This is a genomic window from Szabonella alba (assembly GCF_016765775.1).
Lineage (GTDB): Bacteria > Pseudomonadota > Alphaproteobacteria > Rhodobacterales > Rhodobacteraceae > Szabonella > Szabonella alba.
In genome coordinates this window covers 165106-183923 of record NZ_JAESVN010000004.1, presented here as the reverse complement: position 1 = coordinate 183923, position 18818 = coordinate 165106, and the positions used below count along the sequence as shown (strand labels likewise).

Sequence of the window (18818 nt, the reverse complement as noted above, 5' to 3'; positions counted from 1 at the left end):
GGGGGAGGCGCGCGTGGAACAATTGGGCATGGCGGCGGTAACGATCCTTGTGGGGGTCTTCGGCTGCATCGGATATTTCTTCGTCTCGAACCTGATCCTTGACCGGATCTATCCGGCGTCAGGGCCGCAGGCGGGGCGCAATATCAACCGGGCGGGCGCGATCCGGCCCTGGCTGTTCCTGATGCCCGCGCTGGCGCTTCTGGGGGTCTATCTGGTCTATCCGGTCTTTGTCTCGGTCTGGCTGTCTTTTCATGATGCGCGGGGTGAAACATTTGTCGGCGCGGACAATTATGTCTGGCTGATCAATGACGCGAAGTTCCGCGAGTCGATGTGGAACAACCTGATGTGGCTGGTCTTCGTTCCGGCGGCATCGACCTTTCTGGGTCTTGTGGCAGCGGCGGTCACCGACCGGATCCGCTGGGGCAATTTCGCCAAGGCAATGATCTTCATGCCAATGGCGATTTCCTTCGTCGGGGCGGCGGTTATCTGGAAGTTGATTTATGAGTACCGCCCCGACGGACAGGAACAGATCGGTGTCCTGAACGCGGTCTGGACGGCTATGGGGGGGCAGGCGCAGACCTGGCTGACACTTCCCGGCGTCAATTCCTTCTTCCTGATGATCGTGCTGGTCTGGATCCAGACCGGATTTGCCATGGTCATCCTGTCGGCAGCCCTGCGCGGCATCCCCGAGGAAACCATCGAGGCCTCGATCCTTGATGGGGCCTCGCCCCTGCAGATCTTCTTCAAGATCAAGGTGCCGCAGATCTGGGGCACGATCCTTGTGGTCTGGACCACGATCACCATTACCGTCCTGAAGGTCTTTGACATCGTGCTGACCATGACCAACGGGCAATGGGGCACGCAGGTTCTGGCCAACCTGATGTATGACTGGATGTTTCGCGGCAATGACACGGGCCGCGCCTCGACCGCTGCGATCATCATCATGCTGATGGTCACGCCGATCATGATCTGGAACATCCGCAATGCCGCGAAGGAGACCCGGTGATGGACAATATCGTCGGCACGAAATCGCGGCTGGTCTGGGTGGTGAACCTGTCGGCCCTTGCGCTGGTGCTTCTGTGGCTGTTTCCAACCTTCGGGTTGCTGGTTTCCAGCTTCCGCGACCGCGACCAGATCACCGCCTCGGGCTGGTGGAAGGCGATGTTCCCGGCGGAACAGACGCTGCAATACCGCGCCCCGGGGGCGGGGGATGCGGTGGACGAAAACGGCGTTTTCGTGATTTCGGGCAATGTGTTCGAGGGCGGGCGCGGCAGCGTGAAATCCTTTGGCACCTCGGCGCGGGATCCCGGCGCCTTCCCGGCAGGGGAAACCGTGCCCGCCGATGATGGCGCGGATCTGACGGTTCTGCAGAACGGTGATTTCCGCCTGACCTCGGCCACCGAGTTTGAGGGCAGGCGGGGCATGCGGATCTTCGTCACCTCGGTCACGCCGCCCCGGTTTACCTTTGAAAACTATGGGCGTGTGTTGGGGGCCGAAGGTCTGGGCCGGGCCTTTCTGAACACGATGACCGTGTCGATCCCGGCCACTGTCATTCCGATCCTTGTCGCGGCCTTTGCCGCCTATGCGCTGGCATGGATGGAGTTTCCGGGCCGCGCGCTGTTGGTCGCGGGGGTGGTGGGGCTGCTGGTCGTGCCCTTGCAACTGGCGCTGATCCCGCTTTTGAAGCTGCATAACGAGATTGGCCTTGGCAAAAGTTACCTTGGCATCTGGCTGGCCCATACCGGGTTCGGCCTGCCGCTGGCGGTTTACCTTTTGCGCAATTACATGGTCGGCCTGCCGCGTGAGATCATCGAAAGCGCGCGGGTCGACGGGGCGACCGATTTCCAGATCTTCCTGAAGATCATCCTGCCGCTTTCCTTCCCCGCACTCGCCTCTTTCGCGATCTTTCAGTTCCTCTGGACATGGAACGACCTTCTGGTGGCGCTGGTGTTCCTTGGCAATACGCAGGATCAGCTGGTGATGACCGGGCAGTTGAAGGAACTGATGGGATCGCGCGGCGGGGATTGGGAAATCCTTGCAACCTCGGCCTTTGTCACCATCGCGGTGCCGCTGGTCGTGTTCTTTGCCATGCAGAAATACCTTGTGCGCGGCCTCTTGGCCGGGTCGGTCAAGTAACGGGAACCGGATGATGGGCATGATGCAAAGCCTTGGGCAGGACGCGCGGCAGGCGGATCGCGACTGGTGGCGCGGCGCGGTGATCTATCAGATCTATCCCCGCAGCTTTCAGGACAGCACGGGTGACGGGATCGGCGATCTGGCGGGCATCGTGCAGCGCCTGCCGCATATCGCCGACCTTGGCGCGGATGCGATCTGGATCAGCCCCTTCTTCACCTCGCCGATGAAGGATTTCGGCTATGATGTCAGCGATTACTGCGATGTCGATCCGATGTTCGGCACGCTGGCCGATTTCGATGCGGTAGTGTCGCGCGCGCATGAACTGGGCCTGCGGGTCATGATCGACCTTGTGCTGTCGCATACTTCGGATCAGCATCCGTGGTTCCGCGAAAGCCGCGCGAACCGGACCAATCCCCTTGCTGACTGGTATGTCTGGGCCGATCCGAAACCGGATGGCACGGCGCCGACCAACTGGCTGTCGATCTTCGGAGGGCCGGCTTGGCAATGGGACGCGCGGCGGGAACAGTATTACCTGCACAACTTCCTGACCTCGCAGCCCGATCTGAACTTTCACGAACCCGCCGTGCAGGAGGCCCTTCTGGATGTCGCGCGATTCTGGCTGGAACGCGGCGTGGACGGGTTCCGTCTGGACACGATCAATTTCTATTTCCACGACCGGCATCTGCGCGACAATCCGCCCCTGCCCAAGGATCAGCGCAATGCCGATACGGCACCTGCGGTGAACCCCTATAACCACCAGTTGCATCTGTTCGACAAAAGCCAGCCCGAGAATATCGCCTTTCTGGAGCGGCTGCGCGCCGTGATGGAGCCGTATAACGCCGCCGCCGTGGGTGAGGTGGGCGACAGCCAGCGGGGGCTTGAGATTCTGGGCCAGTATACCGATGGCGAGGCGCGGATGCAGATGTGCTATGCCTTCGAATTCCTTGCCCCCGTGCCCCTGACGCCTGCGCGGGTGGCCGAGACCTTTGCAGCGCTTGATGCGGCGGCACCACGGGGCTGGGCCTGCTGGGCCTATTCCAACCATGATGTCGTGCGCCATATCACGCGCTGGAACCTTTCCGACGCAGCGGCAAGGGCTTATGCGACGCTGTTGATGTGCCTGCGCGGGTCGGTCTGCCTGTATCAGGGTGAGGAACTGGGCCTGCCCGAGGCTGAAATCGCCTATGAGGATCTGCAGGATCCCTATGGCAAGGAATTCTGGCCCGAGTTCAAGGGGCGGGACGGATGCCGCACCCCGATGGTCTGGCAGTCGGACAATGGCACGGGCGGGTTCAGCAGCGGCAAGCCATGGCTGCCGGTGCCTGCCGCGCATCTGCATCTGGCCCCGTCCGAGCAACGCGCGGCAGGCAGTCTGCTGTCGCATTACCGTGCGGCCATTGCGCTGCGGCGCGGCCAGCCTGCGCTGTCCAAGGGCGTGCAGACCGAGATGCGGGCTGAGGGCGATCTGCTGAGCTTGATCCGCAGCGCCGGCAGCGATGAGATTTTCTGTGCCTTCAATCTGGGTGCGGAGGAGGTGACGGTTGACCTGCCGCCGGGCGACTGGCGCAGCGTCGGGGCGGCGGTCGGGGCCGTCGCCCCGGATGAGCGGCAGGCGGGCCAGGTTCGGCTAGGGCCCTGGGGGTCCTGCCTTGTGAAGCGCGTCTGAGGGGGGAACCGATGGCCGATCTTAAACTGGTGAATGTCGAAAAGGCCTATGGTGAGGTCAAGGTCCTTGCCAATATCAATCTGGATATCAAACAGGGGGAACTGATCGTTTTCGTCGGCCCCTCGGGCTGCGGAAAATCGACGCTGCTGCGGATGATCGCGGGGCTGGAGCGGATTACCGGCGGCACGCTGGAAATTGACGGCACTTTGGTCAATGATGTGCCCCCCGCGCAGCGCGGCATCGCGATGGTGTTCCAGTCCTATGCGCTTTATCCACATATGACGGTGCGCGAAAACATGGAATTCGCGCTGAAGATCGCGAAGAAATCCAAGGATGAAATCGCCGCAGGCGTCGACAAGGCCGCGCGCATCCTGCAACTGACGCCCTATCTGGACCGCCTGCCCAAGGCGCTGTCGGGCGGGCAGCGTCAGCGGGTTGCCATCGGCCGGGCCATCGTGCGGGATCCGAAGGTCTATCTGTTCGATGAGCCGCTTTCGAACCTCGATGCCGCGCTGCGTGTGGCGACCCGGATCGAGATTGCGCAGCTGAAGGAACAGATGCCTGAAAGCACGATGATCTATGTCACCCATGATCAGGTCGAGGCGATGACGCTGGCCAGCCGCATCGTCGTTCTGGCGGGGGGCGGGATCAGTCAGGTCGGCAGCCCACTGCAGCTTTATGAACGCCCCGAAAACGAATTCGTCGCACAGTTCATCGGATCACCCGCGATGAACCTTCTGGCGGGGGAGGTGGTCGAGACCGGTCCGATGACGGTGATCCGGCTGGAAGGCGGCGGCACGGCGCGTTCGGCCATTCCAACGCAGGTTTCCGATCTGGGCATGAAGGTCAATATCGGCGTGCGCCCCGAGGATCTGGTCGAAACCATGGATCAGGCGATCTTTACCGGCGAGGTGGAGATCACCGAGGCGCTTGGCGAGGTGACGCTGCTGTATTTCAAGCGGCAGGGCGAGGCGGCGCAGGTCGTGGCGAAACTGCCGGGCATCCATGCCGGTCTGCGGCACCGTTCGGTCGCACTGACCGCCGATCCGGGCAAGGTGCATCTGTTCCACAAGGGCCGGTCGCTGCTGTATCGGCATTGAGGTCCGCCATGCGGCTGGGCGGCGGCTGGTTCAGTCCGCCCTGTCGCTGCGGGCGGCGTCCTCCAGCCGCAATTGCGGGCGGCTGCGGCCTCCGAATGTGTTGATCTCCAGCTTGCCCGCCAGATGGAACCGGCCCGCGCCGCCCTGATCCAGCAAGGGCCCGAGCGGCCCGTCAAAGGCCCCGAAGGCGATGGCGTCCAGTTTCACGCCCATCCCGTCCCCGAAGCTGATCCGCAGGTGGCTTTCGCCGACCCGCCGGGCGCTGACCTGCTGATGGGCAAAGGCGAATCGCGGGGCAGGGGCACCGGCGCCAAAAGGCCCCGCCGCCTCGATCCGCTCGATCAGGTCGGGGGTGACCGCCGAGGGCATCAGCAGCCCGTCCAGCCGCAGATCCGCCGGGCCACCCGCCCCCGCGCCCTGCCGTGCCAGCAATTCGCCCAGCCGGGCCATCGCCTCATCAATGCGGGCCTCCTCAACCGTCAGGCCCGCCGCCATCTTGTGGCCGCCTCCCTTCAGGAACAGCCCTTCGGCGGCGACGCGCTGCACCGCAGCCCCCAGATCGACGCCTGACACCGACCGGGCCGATCCTTTGCCGATGCCGTCTTCGATGCCGATCACCACAGCGGGGCGGTTTGTCGCCTCTTTCAGCCGTGCCGCGACAATGCCGACAACACCCGGATGCCAGCCCGCGCCTGCCGCCCAGACCAGCGGACCGTCCAGTCCCCGCGCCTCGGCCTGTGCCATGGCGGCGGCGCGCACGGCGGCCTCGATATCGCGGCGTTCGGTGTTCAGAAGGTCCAGCCTTTCTGCAATCGCCGCCGCCTCGGCCGGGTCATCGGTGGCCAGCAGGCGCGCGCCCAGATCGGCCTGCCCGATCCGGCCGCCCGCATTGACGCGCGGGCCCAGCAGAAAGCCCAGCGAATAGGTACTGGGGGCCTGATCCATCCGCGCCACATCGGCCAGCGCCCGCAGACCCGCACGTTCCCGCCGCGCCATGACCTTGAGACCCTGCCGCACCAGCGCGCGGTTGACCCCGATCAGCGGGGCCACATCGGCGACCGTCGCCAGCGCCACAAGATCCAGCATCGCCATCAGGTCGGGACCGGTGACACCTTCGCCCCGCAGGCGGCGGTTGGACTCGACCAGCATCAGAAAGACGACCGAGGCCGCGCAGAGATGGGCAAGGCTGCCATCCTCATCCTGCCGGTTGGGGTTCACCACGGCCAGCGCGGGCGGCAGGGTTTCCGCGCCCAGATGGTGGTCCAGCACCACGACATCACAACCCGCCGCCGCAATGGGGTCATGGCTGAGCGTTCCGCAATCAACGCAAAGGATCAGGTCATGCTCGCGGCCAAGCGCCTGCATGGCCGGGATATTGGGGCCATAGCCCTCATCAATCCGGTCGGGGATATAGAGTGTGGCGCCATGCCCCATGGCGCGCAGCCATGTCAGGATCAACGCCGCCGATGTGCCGCCATCCACATCGTAATCGGCAAAGACCGCGATCCGCTCTCGCCGTTTCAGCGCGACAAGGAAACGCTCGGAGGCCCGGCCCATGTCGCGCAGAGTCAACGGATCGGGCAGAAGGTCGCGCAGGGCCGGGGCCAGATAGCTGTCGATATCCTGCGCCGTCACCCCGCGTCGGGCCAGTGTCACGCAAAGCGGCAGCGGCAGACTGCTGCCCTGCGCCAGCGCCTCGGCCTGACGTGTTTCCTCATCCGTCGGACCGATCCAGCGGCGGCCGGTGGCAGAGCGTGTCACATCAAGAAAAGCGCGGTCGGTCATGGAGCGGGTCTGCCTGAGGATGCAGGGCGGCGCAAGGGCCGTGCGGGGGGGCCTGCGGTCCAAGGCGCGGGTGCCCTTATGGCATAAGGCGGTGCCGGTGGCCCCGGGCGGAGCCTCCGGCGGAGGTATTTGGACCAAGATGAAAGCGCGGGAGGCGCTTTCAGGCGCAGTGCATGCCGTCAGCGGAGGGTGTCAGCGGCCTCCATCACCGGACGGGGCTGCGATAGGTCATCCGGCGCACCGATCCGGTTTTCGACCGCATCAGCAGGGTTTCGGTCGTGATCCAGTCAGGTTCGCGCTTGATGCCCGCAAGGATGGATCCCGAGGTCACCCCGGTTGCGGCAAAGATCACATCCGCCGTCACCATTTCATCGCGGGTATAGACGCGGTTCAGATCGGTGATGCCCGCCTTGGCGGCGCGGGCGCGTTCATCGTCATTGCGAAACAGCAGCCGCCCATAGATCTGCCCGCCCATGCATTTGAGCGCCGAAGCCGCCAGAACCCCCTCGGGCGCGCCGCCGGATCCCATATACATGTCGATCCCGGTCACATCGGACTCGGCGCAATGGATCACCCCCGCCACATCGCCATCGGTGATCAGCCGGATCGCGGCGCCGGTGGCGCGCACTTCAGCGATCATCGCCTCATGCCGGGGGCGTTCGAGGATGCAGACGGTGATGTTTTCGGCGCCGCAGCCCTTGGCGCGGGCAAGGGCCTGAACGCGTTCGGCGGGCGACATGTCCAGCGTCACGGTGTCGGGCGCATAGCCCGGGCCGATGGCCAGCTTGTCCATATAGACATCGGGCGCATGCAGCAGCGTGCCGCGCGGTGCCATGGCGATGACGGTCAGCGCATTGGGCATGTCCTTGGCGGTCAGCGTCGTGCCTTCCAGCGGATCGAGGGCGATATCGACAGCCGGGCCGGTGCCGGAACCGACTTCCTCACCGATATAAAGCATCGGGGCCTCATCGCGTTCACCCTCGCCGATGACCACGACACCCTTGATGTCCAAAAGGTTGAGCTGGTTGCGCATCGCGGTGACGGCGGCCTGATCGGCGGCCTTTTCATCGCCGCGCCCGACCAGCCGGGCCGAGGCAAGGGCGGCCGCCTCGGACACGCGGGCAAGGCCCAATGACAACAGGCGGTCCTGGAATTCTGCGGCATCGGCCATGGGGGTTCCTCCGTCCAACTGGATTTTCCCCGGTCTAGCGGCTGGGGCGGGGGGCGGCAAGCGTGGTCGCGCTAACGCAGGGCGTGCGTGACGGCGCGGGGGCTTTCGCCCGGGCAGGCAGGCGGTATGATGCCGGTATGATACGGGCAGGCAGCATGGTTGCCCCGGCCTGCCCTCCGGGCGGCCATGACATGAAAGGATATTTGTGATGTTCCGAACCGGCATGGTTCTTGCCCTTTTGCTGGCCACGCCCGCGGCGCTGGCCCATGGCGTGACGCAGGGCGATATCGAACTGATCCACCCCCATATCCCGCAACCCGTCGCCTCGGCGCGCGCGGCGGCGGGCTATCTGGGCATCGTCAATGAAGGGCCTGAGGCGGATCGGCTGATCGGCATCGAAAGCAGGATTGCCGCGAAGATTGATTTGCATGTGACCGAGCATCACGGGGGTGTTGCCCGGATGGTCGCGCTGGAGGCTGTCGAGATCCCGCCCGGTGAAGTGGTGCTGCTGGAACCCGATGGCATGCATATCATGCTGATGGGCCTGACCACGCCCTTGGTCGAGGGAGAGATGCATCCCGTCACCTTCATCTTCGAACGGGCAGGGCGGATTGATACCGAATTCCAGATCGACCCGCCGGGCGGCGCGGATCACAGTCATCACAGCCCGTGACGGGGCGCCTGATCGGGCCTTGACCGGGCCGGTGGCGCGGCCCCCTGCTGGATGATCCGGGCGGGGGCAGTGGCAGAGCCGCGCAGCAAGAGGGCGGGCGGCCCCGCCACGCCACCCGACCCCGGTCGCGCAGAAAGGCAGGACCGTCGGCCCGGGCAGGACGCTGTAACGGCAGTCCCGGAAACCGGGGTTCTGAAAAACATACCCCCGCCGGAACCGGTAAAACCACACCATGGCAAGAAAATTTTCCTTCCCGTGAGGGATGCCGCATATTTCCTCTTGCGAGTCGCAAAGCCTCTGACTAAACACCGCCTCACGCCAGCGATGGCCCGTTCGTCTATCGGTTAGGACGTCAGGTTTTCAACCTGAAAAGAGGGGTTCGACTCCCCTACGGGCTGCCACTTCGCCTTGCAAGTGGTTGTTATTGATCGGCATTTTTTGCCTTTCTGTCCAACGTATCAGGAAAGTTGGACACGTTTGTAAGCTTGGCGAACCCACTGTCAGCAAGTTTTGAGCGGTTCGCCTTCTTGGTGTAGGTATCGGCCTGCTTGGTGTCCTTGTGCGCCAGATAGGATGCGATTTCCCAGTTCGATGCCCCCACATCCGCCAGCCGGGTCGCACCTGCTTTGCGCAGACCATGCAGCGAACCGGGCACCTTCGCCTCGGTGCAGCGATCACGGAACCAGTTGCCGAGCGTCTCGGGCTTGTATCCGATGGGCTTGGCGTCCTGCGTGATGAACAGCAGGCGGTCTTTCGGCACCTTTGCCAGTTCCTCGGCCAGATCGGGCAGGATCGGCAGATCTGCCGCCACCGACGTTTTGGCCCGCTTGTAAGCGATCCGCGCCTTGCCGCCTGTCTGGGTAACATGCTGCCAGCCGACGCGGCAAAGATCAGAGCGCGACATACCGGTGTTGAGCGCCAGCAACAGGACAAGCCGGGCTTTCGATCCTGCCGGATGCCGGGCAAGAAAGCGGTCAACCTCGGCATCGGTCCATGTGTGGTATCCGTCCGGGTTGGTTTTCATCTTCTCGGCAAATCGTGCCGGATTCGGGCCGGTATAGCCGAGCTTCTTGGCCGCGAAGTTGAACAGCATCGACAGGTTCTTCTTGACGGTATTCGCCGCAGTTGGCCCGGTTTTCTTGCCCATCAACGCCTCGATGTGCCGGACCTCAAGGCGCGCAAAATGATACTTGCCCGCCATGCCGCGCAGCCAATCCAGTTCGCCCCGGATGCTGCGCTTGCGCGACTGGGACAGGTTCAGGAATTTCAGGCTGCCCAGATATTGCTCGATCAGCCATGCCACGGTGCCGGGTTCAGCGGTGGATCTCGGGGCCTTTGCACCTTTCAGGGCAGCCTCATAAGCCGCCAGAAACTCAGGGCCACCATAGGGGCCGGGGATGTTGCAGCGAAAGTCCCCGGCCTCAAATTTCCAGTAGATATGGCCGCTGACGATGTTCCTGCGAACGCCGGGATATGGGTTCTTGCGCCGCGTCATTTCAGCAGCTCGTCAGGATCAGGCCCGGCGGCGGCGTCGTCCACCTTCCCGGCGATGATGACATGCTTGGACGGCAGAATCTCGATGCGCCATTCAGCAATGCCAGCCGCCCGCATTGCCTTTGCATAGCGGGTCAGGTCGGATTGCTTGAGGGAGGCGCGGGCTTGGGTCACGGTTTCAGCCCTCCTGTGGCAGATCGAGGAACACAAAACGCCGGAGATTCAGAAGTGTTGTGGAAGAAATTTCGCGCGTGGTGACCATGCCGAAGGCACTCATGGGTGATGTGTCGAACTCTGCCGCCAAGGCATCTGCGTTGCCTTCGTCCCACTCTGCCGGGGCGTTGTCCCAGAAGCTCTGTAGCCGCTCTGCTTCGCTTCGATTCCAATACATCACCGCCAGATCCGGTCGCTTGAGCGTTGCATTGGCCGCGCCCGTCACCTCGATCTGAAACGGAAACTTGCTGTCCAGTTTGTTTTTGGGGTCGCAAAGGTAGGTCAGAAGATCCAGAAAAGTGTGATCTTTGTCCGGCAGTTGCGATTTGACGGCGCCATGATGCCCTTCGCCCACAAGCTGCATTCCCGCGACCGCTTCGAACATTTCAACTGCTTTCGTTGGCTTTTCTGTTGCCAGTAGCGCGATGGTCAGCGCCGCAAGATCACCGGGCATCATGTGCGGGGCGTTCACGCCACGCGCACCGCTTGTCATGTGACCGGCCTCTTTTAGGCTGCGCGCGAAAAGCGTGACCGTCTGTGCGTCCAGACGATAGGCGGCGGCAACTGCTTTGATGAAGGGACCGGATTTCATGTTATTGCGTAAAGCACACTTACGATGCCCGGTCAATCCTAAATGAGCATATCACATTTACGCCCGCCGCCCGATCCAGAACGGTTTCCGCCGCTGCCATGGGAACCACGGGTCAAAGATCCAGTTGAGGTTGATCCCGAGGGCGCGGGCCACTGGGGCGATGATGCGCCACGCGATCCAGCTCATTTCCCGCCCGCCAGCTGCCATGACCGGCTGTGCAGGTCATGCGCTGCCGTGATCACGTCTTCCAGCATCGCCACAAGGCTTGTGACCGCGCGGGACGAATCGGTATCGCTCATCAGTTCGTCGGATCCCTGAATGACGAAGTAGAGCGCATTGACCAAGCCATGAGCGCGGCTGATATTCAGGGATACATCCTCATGCGCAGTGCGGAATTCTTCGCTGATCGTCATGCTACGCCCTCCGGCAGGGACACGCTGTCAAGGCCGCTGTTCAGGCCGGTCGCCAGTTCCTCGGCTGCGGTCACCATGGCGACAACCGCATCCTGCAGCGTTTCATCGTCCAGACAGGCGTTCATGGCGCTGATCAGAACCTGCAGCCGCATGGCCTTCCTTTGCAGCTCGGCCAGATATTCCTTGAGTTCCGGTGTCATGCCCGCACCCCCATCAAGCGTTCAGTCCGGCGCAGGGCGGCGCGGACGTAGCTGCGGGCCTCGCGTTCGGTCTGGCTGTAGCCGCTCGGGCGCTCGGTCGCGTCAAGGGCAAGGGTCAGCATGTCGTGGATTTCGTGCAGGCTTGCGGCAGGCATGGCCTGTCCGCTATGGCAATGAATAGCCATTCGCTGTTCCTCCTAAGAACAGGGTTTCGGTTAGGATCGGGCGAGAGGTTCCAGCTCTTGTCCGATCCGCTTTATCTGGTATCATATTGTTCATGAGTGAACAACAACAAAATGATACCAAAAAGAAGATGGGGCGGCCAGCTACTGGTCAAGGCACCCCCGTGATGGTCCGGCTACAGCCCGACCTTCTGGCATGGGTCGATGCCGAACGCGCGAAGCTGGACCCGGAGCCAAGCAGGCCGGAGTTTATCCGGCAGGTGCTGGACGAGCACAAGTTAATCACCGATTCGATTTTGGATAAGGAAGGTAATTAGCAATGTTCGATGCAGTGGCAGTTTCCCTTATCGTAATGGCAATCACTGCCGCCATTGGATTTCCATTTTGGGTTGGGAAGAACCGTCCAAAGAAGTTTGATTTTGTAGTTGACCGATACGTATACTTTCTTTTGGCGATTTTTCTAGCGCTTGGTATTGCGGACGCGTTTTATATGATCGGACAAAAAACCGCCTTGCCCGAAAAAGAAATGGAGTCTCTTTTCTTTAACGGTTGGGGAGTAATTATGACGCCAGCCGTGATTGCGTTTCTTTTTGCCTTGAGATTTTTTCGAAAAACAGTGGTTGAGGATCAGGAAGACTGAGCGCCGCGCCCACGGGAAGGCGCGGCACTCTCTCGGGGTTTACCCACTCACCGAGTAACGGGGATGCTTTGCGCGAACCCTTTGCGCAGGGCGCATCCTGCCCTATTCGTCATGCCAGTCGATGAAGGCCAGCGCGTCCTGCAGGGTCGTGCCGTCGATCCCGGCTTCCTTGGCGGCTGCCAGCGCCGTGATCATAGTGGACAGCGCCCGCGCCTTGCCGCCCGCGTCAAAGGCTTGCATGGGCCGAACAACGTCGATCAGGACGCGCCCGCCAAGCTTGGCCCCGGCTTCCTCGGCCACGATCTGGGCCAAGGGTTGCAGCACGATCTGGGCAAGGTGGCGTTGCGCCTCTCGCACCGCGGGGCCGGTCACGGATCGGTTCATCATCGCAGGCAGGACACCGAAGGCCAGCGACACGGCATCGCGCGCGGCTGTCAGGCTTTCCCCCGTCATGGATTTCGACAGATCCGGGGAAAGCTGATCGGGCGACTTGCCCAGCTGCGGGTGCATCCCCGCGCCGACCGATTGCGCAAGGCCCTCGATCACCAGAGCCGCCCCCCGCCGCCCTTTGAACGATCCGCGCAGGGTGGCCATGTCATCGGCGGATCCGTCCGGCACCGGCACGATCTGGCTGCCAAGCGGCGCATCGCGGTAAACATCGCGCAGGGCGGTTTCCACCTCGGCCAGCAGAGATGCCGACAGGGGAACGCGCGACAGGGGCGACTTGCCCGCCCATGGCGTGAAGGCATCCGAGGCGATCCGCAGATGCAGCACCTCGGCTGCCAATGCGGTTTCCATGCGCCCGCCGCCCACCTCGGGCACTTGGCCCCGATAGGCGCGGGGGATGCCGTCGCGCGTGGTCAGATCCCAGTCGGTGAAGGGGATCAGCCGATCCCGGATCAGGAACACCGCTTCACCCCGCAAGGCAAGGCCGCGCCCGATGAGGGCCATGGTCTGCCGGTCCAGCAGGTCGGTTCCCTTCACATCGGCCAGCGTGAAGGCCCCTTCCCAGAGGCTGACACAGCTTTGCACCGCCGCTGTCAGTTCGGCCACGGTCAGGTTGCCGCTGATCCAGTTTTCCCGCGCGGCCATCACCTGGGCGGTGTAACCCGCGCCGCTGGACCGCTTTTCAACCTCGGGCGCGGCCCACCGTTTCAACCATCCGAACATCAAAGCCTCCAGCGTTTCAGGTGATGGGTCACGATCTGCGCGGCCACATCGCCCACCGGCTGCCAGTTCCGCGCCTCGATCTGGGCGGCCGGATAGGCGGGGCGGGTGACGGCCGACAGCTCAAACAGCTCGGCCGAGGCGATGGTGCGCAGGATGCCCGCGCCCCGCCGCTCGATCCGCTCCCCGCCGACAGGGACGCGGAAGCCGGGCGACAGACCCCGGATCAGGCCCGAGGCATGGGCAGACAGGAAGTCGCGCGCCCAGCTTGTGCCGCCCTCGATCCGGGCATCCAGCGTCAGCGCATCATCGGAATCGGTCATGGTCAGGGTGCCCGCCGCGCGGGATGCCAGCGGCTTTTCAAAGTCATGCCCGGCCAGCAGATGGATTTCCGCCCCGGCCTCGATCCGGGCGCGGAAGGCGCGGGGGGCGATCACCTCATGCCGCCCCGCCGCGATTTCGGTTTCCCGTCCATAGGGGAAACGGGCCGTCAGGCGGGTTGCCCCGCCTTCGGTGCGCAGCTCAAGGCTGCCGGTGTGATCGCCCCACAGCATGGATCAGCCCCCGGACACGGCGGTTTCAAGGCCGGTCAGGACGCGCAGCTGCACCGGGCGCGCAACCGTCACGTCCATCGTGGCCAGCGCCGTGATCCGCAGCCCGCCCGATTGCGCATCGGTGAAGGGATCGCGGATCACGTCCACCGCGCCCCATGCGCCCACAAAGACCGGAGAAACGCCGCTGGTCGCCGTGGTCAGCAGGGCCGAGGATGCCAGCACGTCACCGGCCAGCGCGGCAAGGGCATTGCTGGACATGGCGATATTGCCCGACGGGATATGGGCGGTCAGCCGGTCCCATTCGGAAACGGCGGTGCCGGTGATCAGGTCGCCGTCCAGATAGTCCCACAGCTCGGGCCGGATCAGCGCACGGATCGCGGCGGGGCCGGTTGCAGCATTGGCGACCATGAAGGCGGTAACCGCCGCGCGGAAGGCTGCCCAGCTTGCCAGCGCGTCAACTTCGGTGACGGTGATGCCATAGGTCGCCGCCCCGGTGATCACGCCCAAGGGCTGCCCGTCCGCCCCGGTGCCGAGGAAGGTGGCCCGGTCCATCGCGGCCCCCATGGCCCCTTGCATGTCGCGCCGGATCGCCGCTTCCAGCGCCGCGCCGGATTGCTGCAGCGCCTTGCGGGTGATCCGCATCTGGACGCCCAGATTGTGATCGGGCTTCAGGGCGCGGTCGGCGGTCGTGTATTGCGTCGGCCCGGCCACGTTGCCGCCTTCGGTCGCGGCCCAGCCTGCCGAGACTGCCGAAGTCGTGACCGGCCATTCCACCGCGCCCGCGTCGATGCTGATCATCTGCGCGCCCATCCGGCCCGCGACCGATTCCGGGAACAGCCGGTCAATGATCGGGCGGGTGCTGATCGGGTCCGGGGTGCCGCTGGACACGGTATTGCGCACTTCCAGCGCAGCCCAAGGCACCGGAACGCCGCGATAGCCGCCTTGGCTGCGCAGTTCCTCGACCACTTCGGCGGTGCGCCCGTCCAGATTGCGGCCTTCGGACAGGGCAAGGGCCACCTGGCGCAGTTCGAAGCCCTGCACCAGATCCTCCCATTCCCGGCCCGCGCGGGTTTCCAGATCGGCCCCGGCTTCGCGGCGCTCGGTATCCTCGGCAATCAGGGCCGCGCGATAGCGGGTTTCATTGGTGCGGTATTCCGCATCAAGGGTTTCCATAGACCGGGTTTCGTCCTCGGTCGGGCTGGGCTTGCCGACCAGCTCGGACAGTTGCTGGCGGATCTCGGACTGACGCCGGGCGATCTTGACAGATTCAAGCATGGTTTACTCCTTTGCTTGGGTTGCAGTTTCCGCTGCCAGTTCGGCAACGGCATCGGCCCAAGCTTTCCGCTCGGGGGATTTCTCTTTGTGGCCGCACTCGATCCGGGTCTTTTTCGTGTGGCAGGGGCCGCAGAGGGTTTGCAGGTTGCGCGGATCGAAGGACAATTCCGGGTGCGTCCGCACCGGCTTGATATGGTCGATTTCCAGCCGGCGGCGTTCATTGCAGCAGCGGCATTTCCAGCCATCCCGCTCAAGGATCTGGTGCCGCAGCACCTGCCAGCGCCGGGTTGACGTGACGCGCTTGGAATGGCGCGCATGGTCCTTGCGGATCAATCCCATAGCGCCCTCGCTTTCCGGGTCGGGGCGGCTTTCATCCGCGCGCCTTGGGCCACGGCCAGCACGGTTGCCGCCGCCGCGTCGATCCGCCCGAGGCTGCGCGCCTTCGCAAGCTTGTGATTGCCCGCCGGATCAACCAGCGTGATCGCGTCGGAGAAGGCAAAGCGCAGAAGCATCGAGGGCGCCGCCTTCACTTCGCCGTCAAACAGGGCGCGGCGGAATCGCTCGATGTCCTCCGATCCATCCTTCCAGCCGAAGCCGCGCCAGATGAAGGGAACGCGGGCCAGCCCTGCCGCCTGCATCGCCTCGCTGAATTCGGCATGACGGAAACGGTCCCCGACAACGCAATCCGGGGTGATCCCGTCCAGATGCGCCACGATCCGGGCCAGCCATGGGCCGGGCGGCACGGTCGCCTCACCCATGACGGACAGTTCGCCCCGGTCCTGCATCTGGCAATACCGATCCGACACGCCATCGGATGCGCCCCGATCCGCAAGCGAAGGGGTTGCCGGGAAGGTGCCGAGGGCTTCCAGCCGCCCGGTTTCTGGCCAGTAAAATGCCGCCGCCGACATGGAACGCGACCCGCCGAGGTCAACGCCGAGGATGCAGGGGCCATCCCGCCCGGGCAGATCATCGGGCGCAACCTCGGCACTCAACCATTCATCGACCGTCACCAGCACGGAACGGTCCTCGGTCGAAACCCGCTCGTTTCGGTTCAGGTTGCGGAAGCTGGACAGGGCCGAGCCGCCACGGGCGATTGCGCGCTGCGCCTGCGACACCAGCCATTCCGGGGCCGCGCCGATGCCCTCGGTCGCACCGGGATTGGCGATCAGCAGGCTTTCCAGATCATCGGCGGGCAGGCCGAAGGGCGGGCGGTGTTCCTGCACATAGGTTCCGGGCGGCGGATCATCCAGCCAGCGGGAAAAGGTGTTCGCGTCGTCGGGCGCACTGGTGGAAATGATCAGCGCCCGCCCGTCACGCTTGCCAAGCCCGGAAAGGATCGCGTTTTCCAGACTGTCGCCCTTCTCGCGTTCCCATGCCGCCCGTTCATCCATGATTGCAAGGGTCGGGGCACCGCCGAGAATGGACTTGCCATCGGCTGCGATCACGCGCGCCAGCCCGCCGCCATTGCCCGCAAACTCCACTTCCAGCTTTGAGCCGCGCCGGATCGTGAACAGCGATTGATCCGCCTCGGGCAGGCCCTGAATGAAGCCGACCAGAAACTGGAATGCGGTCTTGGCCTGATCCCGGTTCCGGGCCGCAAGGATGATTTCGCGTTTGGGCTGCGGCTTTTCTTCCAGCGCGCCCACCAGCTCGGCCAAGGCCAGCCCCGCCGAAAGGGCCGTCTTGGCATTGCCGCGCCCGATCGACAGCACCCCGACCATGACTTTCCGGGCAAGTGAGCCTTTCACGAATTTCCGTTGAAAATCGGCCAGTTTCAGGGGTTTTCCGGCCTTCTTGCCCTCGGGAACGTGCAAAAGGCCCAGAAATTGAATGGCGCGGACGGCTTGCGATTTTCCCCTGATTTTTTTCAGGAGAGAGAAAGCAACACTCACACGCGCGGTCCCGGGGCCGCCGACTTTGGGGGCATTGGGACCAGATCCGCCGAAGAGGTCGCCCAGAGCTGCCGTGTTGCCGTTCATCGTCTTGCCGTCCTCTCTCATATTCAATCGTTGCGTCTTCTGCTTCCCATCCTGCTGGATGGTGAGGGTCGGAGTGATGGGCATAGGACGACAGCCCACAGCACATGGCTGCGGCTGTCCCTATGCCCACCGCGATCTTGCTGGCCGGAGCCGGGCCGTCGCTTAGGGCCTCTCTGTGCGCGCGTCCTCGCCAGAGAGTTGACCGCTACTTGCTGCACTCGGACGCTGTGCAGGGGATCGGGCTTCGGTCGTTCGGACTGCCCTTTGCATCTGATCCCACCCCGTGGTATGCTTCCTTCAATGTGAGCGGCCACCGTCTGAACCGTCCCGCGCACATCGGCCCGCCGCGCCAACGGCGGGCTATCTTCTTTCCTCACTCCTTCTCGATCAGCTCCATGTCCGGCTCAAATGCACCGCCGTATTCGTCCAGCATTTGCCGCATGATCCGCTCTTGCTTCTGACTGGGCATCCAGCCCCGCCGCTTGCCGTGGCGGGCGATGGACCGGGCAAAGCCACGCGCGAAACCATCCGCCTCGGCATCGCCCATCACGCGGCGCAGAACGCCGGGCCAGCGCATGGTCAGGATCTCGTCCAGCTCAAGGGTAGTCATGCCGATACCCCGCGATACCGGGCACCGATCCGGGCCATATGCGGGGACATGGTGAGTTCCTTGGCCGACATGGGCGACCGCCCGTCATAGTGCAGCGCGGCCTGATCCATGAGGGCCTGCGCCAGATCATGCGGGATCGCCTCATGGGTCGCCCCAAAGCCCGCCTGATACTCAATATTCACCCTCGTCGGGTTCAGGTCGAACCAAGGCCGCTTCCAGTTGATGTAAGGCCGGTTCCCGCCCGCAAAGGCAAAACCCGTGAAGGCTTCTCCGTCGATGGTCACCGTGATCGTGGCATCCTCCGCCACAGGGCCGACCGGCAGACGCAAGCCCGAGGTCAGCGCGGGATCGAAGATCGTTACGCGGATGATCTGGGTCAGAAACGCGACTTGGGCGAAGTGTTCGATTTCCGCCGCCGCCGCATGGCCGATATTGTTGATCACGTCATCATGATCATCGAAGGAAATCCGCATGTGCGTTTTGATGGTGGCCAGATCAAAAGGGGGGGCCTCGACCGTCGAAACCCGATGCACAAGCATCTTCATGCTGCCACCTCGCAAGTGCTGATATGTTGAAAGAAGGCCGCTTGATCTTGCGGCGTCATGGCCTCGAAGGAGGCCAGCGCATAGGCTTTCAGCTCGTCACGCGTGGCCCATCCCGCCCAACTGCGCGCGTCCTCCATGCCCCCAAGGAAGGGCGGCAAGGGGTCGCCAGCCGCGTTAAGGGCAAAGCGGGCGATGCCTTCCGCAAGATCGCGGGAAAGGGTGTTGAGCATGAAGAAAGCCAGCATCGCGCGCTCGGCCTCGGTCATTCTGACCTGTGCCACGCGGCGGAAGCCCTGCCATGCCTCGGGGGTGCCGATGGTCAGCGTATAGCCCAGCATCCGCGACATGCGCTTGTGATCGGGCTGCATCTGTTTGGAAAGAAAAGAGGCGGATCTTTCGTTGGACGCAGCCCCAGATTTCCGT

Annotated in this window: 24 protein-coding genes and 1 tRNA gene; 8 read left to right on the top strand and 17 right to left on the bottom strand. The window is 63.8% G+C overall.

Annotated features, from left to right (window positions below):
- Positions 1 to 13 precede the first annotated feature (13 nt).
- The 4 genes from JL811_RS11120 to JL811_RS11105 are packed head-to-tail and all read left to right on the top strand — an operon-like array spanning position 14 to position 4902.
- A complete protein-coding gene (locus tag JL811_RS11120; protein ID WP_202688955.1) occupies positions 14 to 1006 on the top strand; it encodes an ABC transporter permease subunit in 993 nt (330 codons plus the stop codon).
- Positions 1006 to 2136 carry a carbohydrate ABC transporter permease gene (locus tag JL811_RS11115; RefSeq protein WP_202688695.1) on the top strand — a complete coding sequence of 377 codons (1131 nt, stop codon included), beginning with the start codon at positions 1006 to 1008 and terminating at the stop codon, positions 2134 to 2136. The genes JL811_RS11120 and JL811_RS11115 overlap by 1 nt, the downstream gene beginning before the upstream one ends.
- Before the next feature lie 10 nt (positions 2137 to 2146).
- Positions 2147 to 3802 (top strand): alpha-amylase family glycosyl hydrolase, encoded by a 1656-nt coding sequence (locus JL811_RS11110; protein WP_420496778.1) that lies wholly within the window; start codon positions 2147 to 2149, stop codon positions 3800 to 3802.
- A gap of 11 nt (positions 3803 to 3813) precedes the next feature.
- The gene (locus JL811_RS11105; protein ID WP_202688694.1) at positions 3814 to 4902 is read left to right on the top strand and encodes an ABC transporter ATP-binding protein; all 1089 of its coding nucleotides are present in this window, start codon (positions 3814 to 3816) and stop codon (positions 4900 to 4902) included.
- 30 nt (positions 4903 to 4932) lie between these two features.
- Here the strand turns inward: JL811_RS11105 and recJ are convergent, their stop codons facing one another.
- Positions 4933 to 6687 carry a single-stranded-DNA-specific exonuclease RecJ gene (gene recJ / locus JL811_RS11100; protein ID WP_202688693.1) on the bottom strand — a complete coding sequence of 585 codons (1755 nt, stop codon included), beginning with the start codon at positions 6685 to 6687 and terminating at the stop codon, positions 4933 to 4935.
- Between the two features lie 205 nt (positions 6688 to 6892).
- Positions 6893 to 7858, bottom strand: coding sequence for a class II fructose-bisphosphatase (gene glpX / locus JL811_RS11095; protein ID WP_202688692.1), 966 nt, complete (start codon positions 7856 to 7858; stop codon positions 6893 to 6895).
- A gap of 208 nt (positions 7859 to 8066) precedes the next feature.
- Here glpX and JL811_RS11090 point away from each other — a divergent pair, with 208 nt between their 5' ends.
- Together JL811_RS11090 and JL811_RS11085 are read left to right on the top strand one after the other, a co-directional pair.
- Entirely contained in the window at positions 8067 to 8531 is a 465-nt protein-coding gene (locus JL811_RS11090) for a copper chaperone PCu(A)C (protein WP_202688691.1), read from the top strand.
- A 326-nt stretch (positions 8532 to 8857) separates the two neighbouring features.
- Positions 8858 to 8932 (top strand) — tRNA-Glu (locus tag JL811_RS11085).
- A gap of 20 nt (positions 8933 to 8952) precedes the next feature.
- Here JL811_RS11085 and JL811_RS11080 read toward each other — a convergent pair.
- Genes JL811_RS11080 through JL811_RS11055 form a run of 7 tightly spaced genes read right to left on the bottom strand, consistent with a single transcriptional unit; the run spans position 8953 to position 11628 of the window.
- On the bottom strand, positions 8953 to 10026 hold the full coding sequence (locus JL811_RS11080) for a tyrosine-type recombinase/integrase (protein WP_202688690.1): 1074 nt from the start codon (positions 10024 to 10026) through the stop codon (positions 8953 to 8955).
- Positions 10023 to 10199 carry a hypothetical protein gene (locus JL811_RS11075; RefSeq protein WP_202688689.1) on the bottom strand — a complete coding sequence of 59 codons (177 nt, stop codon included), beginning with the start codon at positions 10197 to 10199 and terminating at the stop codon, positions 10023 to 10025. Before JL811_RS11075 ends, JL811_RS11080 begins: the two co-directional genes overlap by 4 nt.
- A gap of 4 nt (positions 10200 to 10203) precedes the next feature.
- Positions 10204 to 10830 carry a hypothetical protein gene (locus tag JL811_RS11070; protein ID WP_202688688.1) on the bottom strand — a complete coding sequence of 209 codons (627 nt, stop codon included), beginning with the start codon at positions 10828 to 10830 and terminating at the stop codon, positions 10204 to 10206.
- A 57-nt stretch (positions 10831 to 10887) separates the two neighbouring features.
- Complete coding sequence (locus JL811_RS20155; RefSeq protein WP_273542489.1) at positions 10888 to 11016, bottom strand: hypothetical protein; 129 nt, start codon at positions 11014 to 11016, stop codon at positions 10888 to 10890.
- Entirely contained in the window at positions 11013 to 11243 is a 231-nt protein-coding gene (locus JL811_RS11065) for a hypothetical protein (protein WP_202688687.1), read from the bottom strand. The genes JL811_RS20155 and JL811_RS11065 overlap by 4 nt, the downstream gene beginning before the upstream one ends.
- Positions 11240 to 11443 (bottom strand): hypothetical protein, encoded by a 204-nt coding sequence (locus JL811_RS11060; protein WP_202688686.1) that lies wholly within the window; start codon positions 11441 to 11443, stop codon positions 11240 to 11242. The genes JL811_RS11065 and JL811_RS11060 overlap by 4 nt, the downstream gene beginning before the upstream one ends.
- Positions 11440 to 11628: a hypothetical protein gene (locus JL811_RS11055; RefSeq protein WP_202688685.1), complete on the bottom strand. Its 189-nt coding sequence runs from the start codon at positions 11626 to 11628 to the stop codon at positions 11440 to 11442. Before JL811_RS11055 ends, JL811_RS11060 begins: the two co-directional genes overlap by 4 nt.
- 92 nt (positions 11629 to 11720) lie before the next feature.
- On the opposite strand from JL811_RS11055, the gene JL811_RS11050 reads away from it, so the two are divergent.
- Together JL811_RS11050 and JL811_RS11045 are read left to right on the top strand one after the other, a co-directional pair.
- Positions 11721 to 11942, top strand: coding sequence for a hypothetical protein (locus tag JL811_RS11050; RefSeq protein WP_202688684.1), 222 nt, complete (start codon positions 11721 to 11723; stop codon positions 11940 to 11942).
- 2 nt (positions 11943 to 11944) lie between these two features.
- Positions 11945 to 12265, top strand: coding sequence for a hypothetical protein (locus tag JL811_RS11045; RefSeq protein ID WP_202688683.1), 321 nt, complete (start codon positions 11945 to 11947; stop codon positions 12263 to 12265).
- A gap of 102 nt (positions 12266 to 12367) precedes the next feature.
- Here JL811_RS11045 and JL811_RS11040 read toward each other — a convergent pair whose 3' ends face one another.
- The 8 genes from JL811_RS11040 to JL811_RS11005 form a co-directional block, all read right to left on the bottom strand.
- On the bottom strand, positions 12368 to 13435 hold the full coding sequence (locus JL811_RS11040; protein WP_202688682.1) for a phage portal family protein: 1068 nt from the start codon (positions 13433 to 13435) through the stop codon (positions 12368 to 12370).
- A complete protein-coding gene (locus JL811_RS11035; protein WP_202688681.1) occupies positions 13435 to 13986 on the bottom strand; it encodes an HK97 family phage prohead protease in 552 nt (183 codons plus the stop codon). The genes JL811_RS11040 and JL811_RS11035 overlap by 1 nt, the downstream gene beginning before the upstream one ends.
- A gap of 3 nt (positions 13987 to 13989) precedes the next feature.
- Entirely contained in the window at positions 13990 to 15261 is a 1272-nt protein-coding gene (locus tag JL811_RS11030) for a phage major capsid protein (protein ID WP_202688680.1), read from the bottom strand.
- Between the two features lie 3 nt (positions 15262 to 15264).
- Positions 15265 to 15600, bottom strand: a complete 336-nt coding sequence (locus tag JL811_RS11025; protein ID WP_202688679.1) for an HNH endonuclease — start codon at positions 15598 to 15600, stop codon at positions 15265 to 15267.
- Entirely contained in the window at positions 15591 to 17009 is a 1419-nt protein-coding gene (locus JL811_RS11020; protein WP_337924741.1) for a terminase large subunit domain-containing protein, read from the bottom strand. Before JL811_RS11020 ends, JL811_RS11025 begins: the two co-directional genes overlap by 10 nt.
- A 604-nt stretch (positions 17010 to 17613) precedes the next feature.
- On the bottom strand, positions 17614 to 17850 hold the full coding sequence (locus JL811_RS11015; RefSeq protein WP_202688678.1) for a hypothetical protein: 237 nt from the start codon (positions 17848 to 17850) through the stop codon (positions 17614 to 17616).
- Positions 17847 to 18395: a head-tail connector protein gene (locus JL811_RS11010; RefSeq protein ID WP_202688677.1), complete on the bottom strand. Its 549-nt coding sequence runs from the start codon at positions 18393 to 18395 to the stop codon at positions 17847 to 17849. Before JL811_RS11010 ends, JL811_RS11015 begins: the two co-directional genes overlap by 4 nt.
- Positions 18392 to 18763 (bottom strand): hypothetical protein, encoded by a 372-nt coding sequence (locus JL811_RS11005; RefSeq protein ID WP_202688991.1) that lies wholly within the window; start codon positions 18761 to 18763, stop codon positions 18392 to 18394. The genes JL811_RS11010 and JL811_RS11005 overlap by 4 nt, the downstream gene beginning before the upstream one ends.
- Positions 18764 to 18818 lie beyond the last annotated feature (55 nt).

What these genes read in the sequence shown, in the direction of transcription:
- JL811_RS11115 (WP_202688695.1), top strand. Translation starts at nt 1,006, where the DNA reads ATGGACAATATCGTCGGCACGAAATCGCGGCTGGTCTGGGTGGTGAAC.
- JL811_RS11110 (WP_420496778.1), top strand. Translation starts at nt 2,147, where the DNA reads ATGATGGGCATGATGCAAAGCCTTGGGCAGGACGCGCGGCAGGCGGAT.
- JL811_RS11105 (WP_202688694.1), top strand. Translation starts at nt 3,814, where the DNA reads ATGGCCGATCTTAAACTGGTGAATGTCGAAAAGGCCTATGGTGAGGTC.
- recJ (WP_202688693.1), bottom strand. Translation starts at nt 6,687, where the DNA reads ATGACCGACCGCGCTTTTCTTGATGTGACACGCTCTGCCACCGGCCGC.
- glpX (WP_202688692.1), bottom strand. Translation starts at nt 7,858, where the DNA reads ATGGCCGATGCCGCAGAATTCCAGGACCGCCTGTTGTCATTGGGCCTT.
- JL811_RS11090 (WP_202688691.1), top strand. Translation starts at nt 8,067, where the DNA reads ATGTTCCGAACCGGCATGGTTCTTGCCCTTTTGCTGGCCACGCCCGCG.
- JL811_RS11080 (WP_202688690.1), bottom strand. Translation starts at nt 10,026, where the DNA reads ATGACGCGGCGCAAGAACCCATATCCCGGCGTTCGCAGGAACATCGTC.
- JL811_RS11070 (WP_202688688.1), bottom strand. Translation starts at nt 10,830, where the DNA reads ATGAAATCCGGTCCCTTCATCAAAGCAGTTGCCGCCGCCTATCGTCTG.
- JL811_RS20155 (WP_273542489.1), bottom strand. Translation starts at nt 11,016, where the DNA reads ATGAGCTGGATCGCGTGGCGCATCATCGCCCCAGTGGCCCGCGCCCTC.
- JL811_RS11065 (WP_202688687.1), bottom strand. Translation starts at nt 11,243, where the DNA reads ATGACGATCAGCGAAGAATTCCGCACTGCGCATGAGGATGTATCCCTG.
- JL811_RS11060 (WP_202688686.1), bottom strand. Translation starts at nt 11,443, where the DNA reads ATGACACCGGAACTCAAGGAATATCTGGCCGAGCTGCAAAGGAAGGCC.
- JL811_RS11055 (WP_202688685.1), bottom strand. Translation starts at nt 11,628, where the DNA reads ATGGCTATTCATTGCCATAGCGGACAGGCCATGCCTGCCGCAAGCCTG.
- JL811_RS11050 (WP_202688684.1), top strand. Translation starts at nt 11,721, where the DNA reads ATGAGTGAACAACAACAAAATGATACCAAAAAGAAGATGGGGCGGCCA.
- JL811_RS11045 (WP_202688683.1), top strand. Translation starts at nt 11,945, where the DNA reads ATGTTCGATGCAGTGGCAGTTTCCCTTATCGTAATGGCAATCACTGCC.
- JL811_RS11040 (WP_202688682.1), bottom strand. Translation starts at nt 13,435, where the DNA reads ATGTTCGGATGGTTGAAACGGTGGGCCGCGCCCGAGGTTGAAAAGCGG.
- JL811_RS11035 (WP_202688681.1), bottom strand. Translation starts at nt 13,986, where the DNA reads ATGCTGTGGGGCGATCACACCGGCAGCCTTGAGCTGCGCACCGAAGGC.
- JL811_RS11030 (WP_202688680.1), bottom strand. Translation starts at nt 15,261, where the DNA reads ATGCTTGAATCTGTCAAGATCGCCCGGCGTCAGTCCGAGATCCGCCAG.
- JL811_RS11025 (WP_202688679.1), bottom strand. Translation starts at nt 15,600, where the DNA reads ATGGGATTGATCCGCAAGGACCATGCGCGCCATTCCAAGCGCGTCACG.
- JL811_RS11015 (WP_202688678.1), bottom strand. Translation starts at nt 17,850, where the DNA reads ATGACTACCCTTGAGCTGGACGAGATCCTGACCATGCGCTGGCCCGGC.
- JL811_RS11010 (WP_202688677.1), bottom strand. Translation starts at nt 18,395, where the DNA reads ATGAAGATGCTTGTGCATCGGGTTTCGACGGTCGAGGCCCCCCCTTTT.
- JL811_RS11005 (WP_202688991.1), bottom strand. Translation starts at nt 18,763, where the DNA reads ATGCAGCCCGATCACAAGCGCATGTCGCGGATGCTGGGCTATACGCTG.